Annotated in this window: 2 protein-coding genes; both read left to right on the top strand. The window is 75.5% G+C overall.

Annotation, left to right across the window (positions count from 1 at the left end; genetic code table 11):
- The coding region (locus B056_RS36660) for a type I polyketide synthase (RefSeq protein ID WP_018502793.1) at positions 1–6,659 on the top strand (6,659 nt) is incomplete at its 5' end.
- Positions 6,660–6,768: 109 nt separating this feature from the next.
- Positions 6,769–13,539 carry a type I polyketide synthase gene (locus B056_RS0115550; RefSeq protein WP_407672378.1) on the top strand — a complete coding sequence of 2,257 codons (6,771 nt, stop codon included), beginning with the start codon at positions 6,769–6,771 and terminating at the stop codon, positions 13,537–13,539.
- Positions 13,540–13,560: the final 21 nt, after the last annotated feature.

The following is a 13,560-nucleotide window of genomic DNA, read 5'->3' as shown; positions in this document are numbered from 1 at the left end:
CCGACGCCGCCACCCACCTCCACACCCTCACCCACAACCACCCCCTCCACACCTTCCTCCTCTTCTCCTCCATCACCGCCACCACCGGCACCGCCGGCCAAGCCAACTACGCCGCCGCCAACGCCTACCTCGACGCCCTCGCCCACCACCGCCACACCCACCACCTCCCCGCCACCAGCATCGCCTGGGGCCTCTGGCACCCCACCCCCAACAACAACAGCACCGACAGCACCAGCGACGGCCGCACCAGCGACACCAGCGGCATGGCCGCCACCCTGGCGCAGGCGGACCTGAACCGGCTCGCCCGGGCCGGCATCGCGCCGCTGCCCGCCGAGCAGGCCCTGCGGCTGTTCGACGAGGTCTTCGCCGGCGAGCACGCCGACCGTCCCCTGCTGGTGGCCTCCCGTTTCGACACCCGCGCGCTCGCCGCGCCGGGAGCCGTCGTGCCGCCCCCGCTGCGCTCGCTGGTGCGCAGCGCCCCCCGCCGCGGTGACGGGCCGCGCGCGGCCGCCTCCAGCCGCCCGGCGCTGGCGTCCCGGCTGGCCGGGGCGAGCGCCGCCGAGGCGGACCGGCTGCTGCTCGAACTCGTCCGGGAGACGGTCGCGCTCGTCCTCGGGCACACCGACACCGCCGCGGTGCCCGAGGACCGGGCCTTCACCGACCTCGGTTTCGACTCGCTGGCCGCCGTCGACCTGCGCAACCGGCTCGGCACCGCCACCGGCCTGCGCCTACCCGCCACCGTCGTCTTCGACCACCCCACCCCGAACGCGCTGGCGGACCTGCTGCGCGAGGAGCTGCTCGGCGCGGCGGCCGGCGACACAGTCCCGACGACGGCCACAGCCACGGCCGGAGCCGCCGTGACAGCGACGGCCGCCGGCGCGTCCCCGGCGGCGGGCGACGATCCGATCGTCATCGTGTCGATGGCCTGCCGCCTGCCCGGCGGGGTCCGCTCGCCGGAGGACCTGTGGCGGCTGCTCGCCGACGGCACGGACGCGGTCTCCGGCTTCCCCACCGACCGCGGCTGGGACCTCGACGCCCTCTACGACCCCGACCCCGACCACCTGGGCACCTCCTACGCCCGTGAGGGCGGGTTCCTGCACGACGCCGGGGACTTCGACCCGGAGCTGTTCGGCATCAGCCCGCGTGAGGCGATGACGACCGATCCGCAGCAGCGGTTGCTGCTGGAGACGTCCTGGGAGGCGTTCGAACGGGCCGGGATCGCGCCCGACTCACTGCGCGGCTCCCGCACCGGCGTGTTCGCCGGCGTCATGTACAACGACTACGGCGCCCGACTGCACCAGGCCGCCACGCCCGCGGCGGGCTTCGAGGGGTACCTGGTCAGCGGGAGCGCCGGCAGCGTCGCCTCGGGCCGGGTGTCCTACACGTTCGGGCTGGAGGGCCCGGCGGTCACCGTCGACACCGCCTGCTCCTCCTCCCTGGTCGCCCTGCACCTCGCCGCCCAGGCACTACGCAGCGGCGAATGCGACCTCGCCCTCGCCGGCGGCGTCACCGTCATGGCCAGCCCCGCCACCTTCGTCGAGTTCAGCCGCCAACGCGGCCTCGCCGCCGACGGCCGGTGCAAACCCTTCGCCGACGCCGCCGACGGCACCGGCTGGTCCGAAGGCGCCGCCATCCTCCTGCTCGAACGACTCTCCGACGCCCACCGCAACAACCACCCCGTCCTCGCCGTCGTCCGCGGCACCGCCACCAACCAGGACGGCGCCAGCAACGGCCTCACCGCCCCCAACGGACCGTCGCAACAACGAGTCATCCGCCAGGCCCTCACCAACGCCGGCCTCAACCCCACCGACATCGACGCCGTCGAAGCCCACGGCACCGGCACCCGCCTCGGCGACCCCATCGAAGCCCAAGCCCTCCTCGCCACCTACGGCCAGAACCGACCCGACAACCAACCCCTCTGGCTCGGCAGCCTCAAATCCAACATCGGCCACACCCAGGCCGCCGCCGGCGCCGCCGGCATCATCAAAATCGTCCAAGCCCTCCACCACAGAGAACTCCCCCGCACCCTCCACGTCGACCAACCCACCTCACACGTCGACTGGCACGCCGGAAACGTCACCCTGCTCACCGAGAGCCAACCCTGGGAACCGGGCGCCCGGCCCCGCCGCGCCGCCGTCTCCTCCTTCGGCATCAGCGGCACCAACGCCCACGTCATCCTCGAGGAAGCCGCCCAGCCCACCGCGCCCGACGAAGCGGGAAAACCCGACGGGAGCATCGGCGTCCCGCCGGTGTGGGTGCTGCGCGCGCACAGCGCGGCGGGGCTGCGGGCCCGCGCCGCGAGCCTGGGCGACGATCTCGGACACCGGCCGGCGGTGGCACCGATCGACATCGCGCGGCAGCTCGCCCGGACCCAGGCGGGGCTGGAATGGCGGGCCTCGTTCGTCGCGGCCGAGCGGGCGGACGCGCTGCGCGCGCTGGACCTGCTGGCCCGGGACGAGCCCGACCCGGGTCGGGCGACCGGGCAGGCCCTCGGCACGCTGCGCACCGCGTTCCTGTTCACCGGACAGGGCAGCCAGCGGCCCGGCATGGGCCGCGGGCTGTACGAGGCGTTCCCGGCGTTCGCCACCGCGTTCGACGAGGTGGCCGCGGCCTTCGCGCCGGGCCTCGACCGGCCGCTGCGCGACGTCGTGTTCGCCGCGCCCGGCAGCCCGGAAGCGGCGCTGCTGGATTCGACCGCCTGGACGCAGCCGGCGCTGTTCGCGCACGAGGTCGCCCTGTTCCGGCTGTTGGCGGGCTGGGGCGTGCGTCCCGACGCGGTGCTGGGCCACTCCATCGGCGCGATCGCCGCGGCACACGCGGTCGGGGTACTGTCGCTGCCCGATGCCGCGACGCTGGTCGGCGCCCGATCCCGGCTGATGGCCACGCTGCCGGCCGGAGGCACGATGGCGGCCCTGTCCGTCCCGGCCGACGAGGCGGCGGCACTGCTCGCCGACGTCGACGGGGCGGTCTCGCTCGCCGCGGTCAACGGCCCCCGGGCGACCGTGGTGTCCGGGGAGGAACGGGCCGTCGCCGAGGTCGTCCGCCGGGCGGCGGCAGGTGGCGCCCGCACCCGGCTGCTGTCGGTCAGCCACGCGTTCCACTCCCCGCTGGTCGAGCCGATCCTCGACGAGTTCCGGGACGTCGTCGCCGGCCTGGCCTTCGCCGCGCCGGCCGTCACCGTCGTCTCCGACCTCACCGGGGAGCCGGTCCCGGCCGACGTACTGGCGACGCCCGAGTACTGGGTGCGCCACGCGCGGGAGACCGTGCTGTTCGCGCCCGCCGTCCAGGCGCTGCGCGGGTCGGGTATCCGCGGGTTCCTGGAGATCGGCCCGGACACCGTCCTGGCCACGATGGCCGCCGACACGCTCGCCGAACCACCGGTCACGGCCGAGGTGGTCACACTGGCCACCCAGCGGCGGGGCCGCCCCGAGCCGGAGACGCTCGCCGCGGCGCTGGGCGCCCTGGACGCCGCGGGCGGGCGGGTCGACTGGTCGGCCTACTTCGGCCCGGGGCCCGCGGTGGGGCTGCCCACCTATCCGTTCCAGCGGTCCCGCTACTGGCTCGACGTCACCACCTCCGGCACGGGACCGGACCTGGGCGCGGCCGGCCTTGACCCAGCCGGGCACCCGTTGCTGGGCGCGGCGCTGGAGCTGGCCGACGGCTCCGGCTCGGTGCTCACCGGGCGGCTCTCACTGGCCGACCAGCCGTGGCTGACCGACCACCGGGTCGCCGGGGCGGTGGTGGCGCCGGCGACGGCGCTGCTCGGCCTCGCCCTGCACTCGGCCCGGGTGGCCGGGGCGGCCGCGGTGGAGGAGCTGACCCTGGGGGCACCGCTGGTGGTGCCCGAGCAGGGAGCTCTCGCACTGCAGGTCGTCGTCGGGACAGCCGACGACTCCGGTCGGACCACACTGCGCGTGCACTCCCGTCCGGACGGGGTGCGCCAGCCCTGGACCGTTCACGCCAGCGGGCTGCTCGGCCCCGACGCGGCCTCCGCGCCGCCCGACCGGCCCGAACCGGACACCTGGCCGCCGGCGGACACCCGGCCACTGCGCGGCCCCGCCAGCAGCGACACCGGAACCGGCAGCGACACCAACCACAACAGCTACGACGATCTCGCCCGCCTCGGCTATGACTACGGGCCGCTCTTCCAGGGTCTGCGAGCCGGCTGGCGGCGCGGGGAGGAGCTGTTCGCCGAGCTCGTGCCACCGGGCGACGCGACGTTCGGCACGGCCCCGCATCCGGCGCTGCTCGACGCGGCCCTGCACCCGCTCGCCCTCGCCGGCTCCGTCGGCACCGACCCTGACGGGACCGATCCTGACGGCACCGACACCGGCGGGACCGACGCGGGCGCGGCCGGTGCCGGCGGCATCCGGGTGCCGTTCTCCTGGCACGGGGTGTGGGCGGCCACGTCCGGCGACTGGGCCGGCCCGCTGCGGGTCCGCATCACCCCGGTCGGGCGGGACACCGTGCGGCTGCTGATCACCGACACCGCGGACACCCCGCTGCTGGCCGTGGACCGGCTCGTGGTGCGTGCGGTCGACCCGGCCCGGCTGGCCGGGGCGCGCGGCACCGACGGCACGCTGCACCGCCTGGCCTGGGTCCCGCCGGTCGGCCCGGCACCCGCCCCGGCGACTGCCCGGGAGCTGGCCGGCTGGGCGCAGGCCGAACGGCTGCTGGCGGACGTCGCGGCCGGCGGTGCGGCGCCCGAGGCGGTGGTGCTGGACGCCGCCGGTCCCACGGCCGACTCAGTGTCGCCGGCGGCGGCCCGGGAGATCCTGCTCGCCGCGCTGCCGGTGCTGCGCGGCTGGCTCGCCGAGGAGCGGCTGGCGGACAGCCGGCTGGTGCTGCTGACCCACGGTGCCGTCGCCGCGCGGGCCGGGGACCAGGTCGACGGACTCGCCCAGGCCGCGCTGTGGGGACTCGTCCGCACGGCGCAGACGGAGAACCCGGGCGTGTTCACCCTGGTCGACACCGACGGCACCCCGTCCTCCGAACGGGCGCTGGCAGCCGCCGTCGCCACCGGGGAGCCTCAGGTCGCGGTGCGCGACGGGCGGCTCCTGCTGCCCCGACTGGAGCCTCTACCGGCACCATCCGAGGCGCCCGAGGAGCAGGACGGCGGCGCGGCCGTCGCCGGGCCGCTGTTCCCCTCCACCGGCACCGTGCTGGTGACCGGGGCGACCGGTGCCCTGGGCGGCCTCGTCGCCCAACGGCTGGTGGCCCGGCACGGCGTCCGCCGGTTGCTGCTGACCAGCCGGCGCGGCCCGGCCGCGCCGGGCGCCGGCGTCCTGGTGGAGCGGCTGACCGGGCTGGGAGCCGAGGTGCGGCTCGTCGCCGGCGACCTCGCCGACCCCGACGAACTGCGCCGGCTGCTCGCGGAGGTTCCCGACGCGCATCCGCTGTCCGCTGTCGTGCACGTCGCCGGGATCACCGCCGACGCGACGCTGGGGGCGCTGGACGCCGAACGCCTCGACGAGGTGCTGCGCCCCAAGGCGGAGGCGGCCTGGCTGCTGCATGAGCTGACCCGGGAGACCGGGTTGGCCGCCTTCGTGCTGTTCTCCTCGGTCGCGGGCGTCGTCGGCAACGCCGGCCAGGCCAACTACGCCGCCGCCAACTCCTACCTCGACGCCCTCGCGGAGCACCGCCAGGCCCTGGGCCTGCCGGCCGTGTCGCTGGCGTGGGGTCTGTGGGAGCAGGCGGAGGGCCTGGGCGGCGCGCTGTCCGTGGCCGACCGGGCCCGCATCGCGCGCGGCGGCATCCGGGCGATCAGCGAGCAGGAGGGGCTGGATCTGTTCGACGCCGCCGTGGCCTCCGGAGCTCCGGTGGCGGTACCGGCCCGCTTCGATCTCGGCGCGCTGCGCGCCGCCGCCCGCGAGCGGCGGCTGGCCCCGCCGCTGTACGGACTGCTGCCGCCCGGCTTCGCCGCCGCGGCGGCCGGGCCGGTGCCGGGCGGCGCCGCGGGCGGGAGCGCGGCGTCGAACGGGACCGCGGGGGCGAACGGGTCGTCCCCGCAGGAGTCGGGCCGGAACGGGGCCAACGGCTCCGGCCCGGCCGACCCGCCGTGGCTGCGCCGGCTCCGCGAGGTGTCGGCCGGCGAGCGGCCCCGGGTGTCGCGGGAACTGGTCCGCGCCACGGTGGCCGAGGTCCTCGGGCACCCGGCCAGCTATCCGGTGCCGGTCGACCGGGGCCTGCTCGACTTCGGTTTCGACTCGCTCACCGCGGTGGAGCTGCGCAACCGGATCGGCGCGGCGACCGGTCTGCGGCTGCCACCGACGATGCTGTTCGACCATCCGACGGTGGAGACGCTCGCCCGGCATCTGCTGGCCGAGCTGGCCCGGGCGCTGCCGGGTGGGACCGCCGACGCGCTGTCCCGCCTCGACGAGCTGGAAGCGGCCCTCAGCCAGCTGGACACGCCGGACGGGCCGGCAGGTCCCGACGGGCCGGGCCGGGCCGACGGTGCGGGGCAGCCGCCCACCGCCGACCCCCTGCGGGACCAGCTCGCGGAACGGCTGTCCGCCCTGCTCGCCCGGATCGCGCCGGGCCGGGCCGGGCGTCCGCTGCCCCTCGCCTCCGCGGTCGCCCCCGTCTTCGCACCCGCGCTCGGCACGGCCTCGGACGACGAGCTCTTCGAGCTCATCGACGAGCAACTCGGCACCGACTGACCACCAGCCCCGGGCGGCCCCTCGCCCGCCGGACGCACAGAGGTGACGTCGCATGACGAACGAGACGACCGCCGGCACCGAGAGCCGCCTGCGGGACTACCTGAAGCGGGTGACGGGCGATCTGCTCAGCACCCGGGCGCGGCTGTCCGAGCTGGAGGCCGAGCGCACGGAGCCGATCGCGATCGTCGGGACGGCCTGCCGTTACCCCGGCGGGGTCCGCACACCGGAGGACCTGTGGCGGGTGGCGCGGTCGGGCACCGACGCGATCTCGTCCTTCCCGGAGAACCGCGGCTGGGACGTGCCCGGCCTGTTCGACCCGGACCCGGAGCGGGTGGGCCACACCTACGCGCGGGAGGGCGGGTTCCTGCACGACGCCGACCTGTTCGACCCGGCGTTCTTCGGGATCTCCCCGCGTGAGGCGACGGCGATGGACCCGCAGCAGCGGCTGCTGCTGGAGACGTCCTGGGAGGCGTTCGAACGGGCCGGGATCGCCCCCGACTCGCTGCGCGGCTCACGCACCGGTGTGTTCGCCGGGGTGATGTACAGCGACTACGGCGGACGGATCAGGCAGGCGCCGGACGGCCTGGAGGGGTACATCGGCATCGGCAGCGCCGGGTCCGTCGCCTCCGGGCGGATCTCGTACACGTTCGGGCTGGAGGGCCCGGCGGTCACCGTCGACACCGCCTGCTCCTCCTCCCTGGTCGCCCTGCACCTGGCGGTGCAGTCGCTGCGCCGCGGCGAATGCGACCTGGCCCTGGCCGGCGGCGCCACCGTGATCGCGACCCCCGGGCTGTTCGTCGAGTTCAGCCGGCAACGCGGACTCTCCCCGGACGGGCGGTGCAAGGCGTTCGCCGCCACCGCCGACGGCACCGGCTGGGGTGAGGGGGTGGGGCTGCTGCTGGTGGAGCGGCTCTCCGACGCCCGCCGCAACAACCACCCGGTGCTCGCGGTCGTGCGCGGCTCCGCCGTGAACCAGGACGGCACCAGCGGCCAGCTCTCGGCGCCGAACGGCCCGGCCCAGCAGCGGGTGATCCGCCAGGCCCTCGCCGACGCCGGGCTGAACACCGCCGATGTGGACGCGGTCGAGGCGCACGGCACCGGCACCCGCCTCGGCGACCCGATCGAAGCCCAGGCCCTGCTCGCGACCTATGGGCAGAACCGGCCCGACGACAAGCCGCTCTGGCTGGGCAGCCTCAAATCCAACATCGGCCACACCCAGGCCGCCGCCGGCGCCGCCGGCATCATCAAAATCATCCAGGCCCTCCACCACCACGAACTCCCCCGCACCCTCCACGTCGACGAACCCACCCCCCACGTCGACTGGGACAGCGGAAACGTCCGGCTGCTCACCGAGAACCGGCCCTGGGAACCCCGCGACACCCCCCGTCGCGCCGCCGTCTCCTCCTTCGGTATCAGCGGCACCAACGCCCATGTGATTCTCGAGGAAGCCGCCCGGGAGATCGACGGCAACTCCTCGGGTGAGGCCGGTTCAGCTCCGAACGGAACGGCTCCGGCAAGCGCCGGGAATCTCGCCGAAAGCATCGAGGTCACCGCCTCGGTGGAGCTGGAGACACCGGTTCCGATTCTTCTGTCGGGGCACACCGAGCAGGCTCTCCACGACCAGGCCGAGAACCTCAACACCTACCTCACCCACCACCCGAACACCACCCCCCACCAGCTCACCCACACCCTCACCCACGGCAGAACCCACCACCAGCACCGCGCCGCCATCATCACCACCGCCACCGACACCACCGAACTCCGCGACACCCTCACCGCCCTCACCCGTAACCAGCCACACCCCAACCTCACCCAGCACCACACCACCACCCCCGGCAAGACCGTGTTCGTCTTCCCCGGCCAGGGCAGCCAGTGGCACGGCATGGCCCGCCACCTCTACACCACCTCACCCACCTTCGCCCACCACCTCACCACCGCCACCGACGCCCTCAACCCCCACCTCGACTACGACCTCCTCCACACCCTCACCTCACCCACCCCACCACCCGACACCGTCACCTACGTCCAACCCGCCCTCTTCGCCGTCATGACCAGCCTCGCCCGACTCTGGCAACACCACGGCATCCACCCCGACACCGTCCTCGGCCACAGCCAAGGCGAAATCGCCGCCGCCCACATCGCCGGCGCCCTCACCCTCACCGACGCCGCCACCATCGTCGCCCTGCGCGCCACCGCCCTCACCACCCTCACCGGCACCGGCACCATGGCCTCCGTCACCCTGCCCGCCGACACCCTCCAACCCCTCCTCACCCGGTACCCCGACCTCCACATCGCCGCCCACAACAGCCCCACCCACACCATCATCGCCGGCAACCCACAATCCATCACCGAACTCCTCGAACACTGCCAGCAAAACAACATCCAATCCCGCCAGATCCCCGTCGACTACGCCTCCCACACCCCCCACATCGAACCCCTCCACACCACCCTCACCACCGCACTCGCCCACATCACCCCCACCCCCGCCACCATCCCCTTCTACTCCACCCTCACCAACACCTACCTCGACACCACCCAACTCACCCCCGAATACTGGTACCAAAACCTCAGAAACCCCGTCCAATTCCACCAGGCCCTCACCACCCTCCACCACAACGGCCACACCACCTACATCGAAACCAGCCCCCACCCCGTCCTCACCACCACCATCACCGAAACCCTCGAAAACACCCCCGAGAACACCAACCAGAACAGCACCCGAAACACCGACCAAAACAGCACCGCGGAACACCCCACCGAACGACCCACCATCACCGTCACCGGAACCCTGCGCCGTGACCACGGCACCCTCCACACCTTCCACACCGCCCTCGCCCACCTCCACACCCACGGCCACACCCCCACCTGGCACACCCCACCAGCACCCACACCCCCCACACCCCTGCCCACCTACCCCTTCCAACACCACCGCTACTGGCTGGAAGGGCCCCCGATCGGGCCGGAGGGCGACGGGGACGCGGCGGGGCACGGGTTCGTCAGCGCCGTCACCGAGCTCGCCGACGGCGACGGCCTGCTGCTCACCGGCCGGCTCTCCCTTCGCTCCCATCCCTGGCTCGCCGACCACGCGGTGCGCGGGACGGTGCTGCTGCCGGCCACGGCGCAGCTAGAGCTCGTCTTCCAGGCGGCCCTGCACACCGGCGCCGCCGGGATCGAGGAGCTGACGCTGGAGGCGCCGCTGCTCCTACCGGAGCGGGGCGGCGTGCGGCTGCAGGCCCGGGTCGAGGCCGCCGACGACCAGGACCGGCGCCGGGTGACGGTCCACTCCCGCCAGAGCGCCGAGGATCCCTGGACCCGCCATGCCACCGGTGTGCTGGCGCCGCCGGCGCCGAGCGCCGCCCCGGCGCCGGGTGAGAGCGCCTGGCCCCCGCCGCAGGCCACTCCGGTACCGGTCGAGGGCCTGTACGACCAGCTCGCCGAGCTCGGCTACGAGTACGGGCCGGCCTTCCAGAACCTGCGCGCGGCCTGGCGCGACGGTGACACCGTGTACGCATCGGTCGTCCTCGGGCCCGAGCACCACGTCGACGCGGCGCGGTTCGCGGTGCACCCGGCGCTGTTCGACGCGGCGATGCACGCGATGGGCCTGGGCGGCTTCCTGGGCTCCGGGGTGCTGCTGCCGTTCGCCTGGTCCGGGATCACGCTGGCGGCGGCCGGCGCCACCGAGCTGCGGGTCACCGTCGCGCCGGGGCCCGGTGAGCGGGACACCGTGACGGTGACGCTGGCCGACCAGACGGGGGCACCGGTAGCCCGGGTGGACCAGCTCACCCTGCGTCCGGTGGACCCGGCGAGCCTGCCGTCGGCGCCCGGCCGGGGCGGCTCCGAAGGACTGTACGAGCTCGAATGGCAGGAGCTCCCGCCGCTCACGACGGTCGCGGCGCCGCCCTACCGACTCGCCACGGCGCCGGACGGGCCGTCCACCGGCGCTCCCGACGGGGAGCCACGGTCGGACCTGAGCTCCCACCTGGAGCTGGACCGGGAGCTCGACCTTCAGTTGGCACTGGGCGCCCCCGGCGGCGACGAGGCGGAGCTGACCCTGCTGCCCTGGTGGGCCCCACCCGGCCCGGCGGACGCAGACCGCGATTCCATCCCCGACCTGCCCGGGGCCGTCGGCGCCGGGGTGCTGGCGCTGCTGGGCCGGGTGCGCGACTGGCTCGGCCAGGACGACCGGCCCCAGGCGCGGCTGGTGGTGCTCACCCGGCGCGCGGTGGCCGCCCGCCCCGGTGACCCGACGGAGCTCACCGCCGCGCCGCTGTGGGGCCTGCTGCGCTCCGCGGCGACGGAGAACCCGGACCGGATCATCATCGCCGACGTCGACGGCACCGCCGCGTCGCTGGCGGCGCTGCCCGGCGCGCTCGCCACCGGCGAGCCCCAGTTCGCCCTGCGCGACGGGGTGGCGCTGGTGCCCCGGCTGGTCCGCCACGCCGCGGGCAAGGCGCTGGCACCGCCGCCGGACGAGCCGGCCTGGCGGGTGGAGACGCCCGGCGGGTCACCCGACGACCTGTTCCTCGCCCCGTTCCCGGCGGCCCACGCTCCGCTGGCGCCCGGGCAGGTCCGGCTGGCGGTGCGCGCCGCCGGGCTGAACTTCCGGGACGTGCTCACCGCGCTCGGCATGGTGCCCGTGGGCGCCCCGCTGGGCACCGAGGCCGCCGGGGTGGTCCTGGAGGTCGGCCCGCGGGTGCCCGGGCTCTCCCCGGGGCTCTCCGTCGGGGACCGGGTGCTCGGGCTGGTGCCCGGCGCCCTCGGCCCGCTGGCGGTGGCGGACGAGCGGCTGCTCGCGCCGATCCCCGCCGGCTGGTCGTTCGCCCAGGCCGCCGGGGTGCCGGCGGTGTTCACCACCGCCTACTACAGCCTGGTGGAGCTGGCCCGGATCCGCCCGGGTGAGCGGGTGCTGATCCACGCGGCGACCGGCGGGGTGGGCCTGGCGGCCCTGCAGGTGGCCCGCCATCTGGGCGCGGAGGTCTTCGCGACCGCCAGCCCGGCGAAGTGGGGGGCGCTGCGGGCCCTGGGCGTGCCGGCGGAGCGGATCGCCTCCTCGCGCACCACCGACTTCGAGGCGGCGTTCCTGGACGCCACCGACGGCGCGGGAGTCGACGTCGTGCTCAACTCGCTCACCGGCCCGTTCCTGGACGCCTCGCTGCGGCTGCTGCCCCGGGGCGGGCGTTTCGTGGAGATGGGCATCGCGGACCCGCGGGACCCCGCCGAGGTCGCCGCCACCCACCCGGGCGTGCACTACCAGGCGTTCGAGCTGCTCGACATGGATCCCGACCAGGTGGGGCGGTCGCTGGCCGGCGCCCTCGACCTGCTCGCCGGCGGGCCGCTGCGCCCACTGCCGGTGACCACCTGGGACGTCCGCTCGGCGCCGGCCGCGTTCCGGCACTTCTCGCAGGCCCGGCAGGTCGGCAAGGTCGTTCTCACCATCCCTGCGTCGGTCGGGGAGGGGGAACGGCCCGTCCTGGGTGAACCCACCGGCGAACCCGCCGACGCGCGGGCCGACGCACGGGCCGGGACGGTGCTGCTCACCGGTGGCACGGGCACCCTCGGCGCGGCGCTCGCCCGGCATCTGGTGACCGCGCGCGGCGTGCGCCATCTGCTGCTGACCAGCCGTCGGGGCGCGCGGGCCCCCGGCGCGGCGGAGCTGGCCGCCGAGCTCACCGAGCTCGCCGGGCCCGGCGCGACCGTGCGGGTCGAGGCGTGCGACGCCGCCGACCGGGACGCGCTGGCCGGCCTGCTGGCCTCCGTCGACCCGGCGCGTCCGCTGACCTCGGTGATCCACGCCGCCGGGCTGCTCGACGACGGCGTGCTCTCCTCGCTGACTCCGGAGAAGATCGACGCGGTGCTGCGCCCCAAGGTCCGCGCGGCGTGGAACCTGCACGAGCTGACCCTCGGCGCCGACCTCACCGAGTTCGTGCTGTTCTCCTCCGCGTCGGGCCTGCTCGGCGGGGCCGGGCAGGCGAACTACGCGGCGGCGAACGTCTTCCTGGACGCGCTCGCCGCGCACCGGCGGGCGGCCGGGCGTCCCGCGGTCTCGCTGGCCTGGGGCCTGTGGCAGTCGGCCAGCGGGATGACCGGCCATCTGGACGAGGCGGACCTGGCCCGTATCGCCCGCGGCGGGCTGGTGCCGATGTCGACGGAGGTGGGCATGGCGCTCTTCGACGCGGCACTGGTGGCCGGCCCGCCGCTGCTGGCGCCGGCCCCGCTGGACCTCGCCGCGTTGCGCCGGCAGGCGCAGTCCGGCGGGCTGCCCGCGGTGCTGCGCGCGCTGGTCCGCGGGCCGGTGGTCCGCCGCGCGGCGGGCGCGACCGCGGTGGAGCCGACCGCGCCGGGTGGCCTGGCCGAACGGCTGCGCGGCCTGCGGGGCGTCGAGCGGGAGCGGTATCTGTTCACCCTGGTCCGCGAGCAGATGGCGGCGGTGCTGGGTCACGCGGGGGGCGAGGACATCGCCCCTGACCAGGCCCTCAAGGACATCGGCTTCGACTCCCTGACGTCCGTCGAGCTGCGCAACCGGCTCGGCGCGGCGACCGGGCTGCGGCTGCCGACGACCCTGGCGTTCGACTTCCCGACCCCGGCGGCACTCGCGGCCCGGCTGCTGTCGCTGCTGGCCCCGGACGACACCGCCGCCGAACTCGACCGGCTGCTCGCCGAGGTGTCGGTGGACGGCCCCGAGTTCGGCGCGATCCGCGACCGGCTGCGCGACGCCCTGTGGCGGTGGGAGGAGGCGGCCGCGGCCGGCTCCCCGGCCGGCGCCCTGGGCGCGGCGGCCGTCCCGGCCCAGCCGTCGTCGGCGGACGAGCTGGCGGAGCTCGCCGACGCCACCGACGAGGAGCTCTTCCGCGCGCTCGACGAGGAGCTGGACGCGCCGTGACCGGATCCGACGTCCCGTACC

The sequence above is a fragment of the Parafrankia discariae genome (genome assembly GCF_000373365.1).
GTDB lineage: Bacteria > Actinomycetota > Actinomycetes > Frankiales > Frankiaceae > Parafrankia > Parafrankia discariae.
This window is presented reverse-complemented; position numbering and strand designations above follow the sequence as displayed.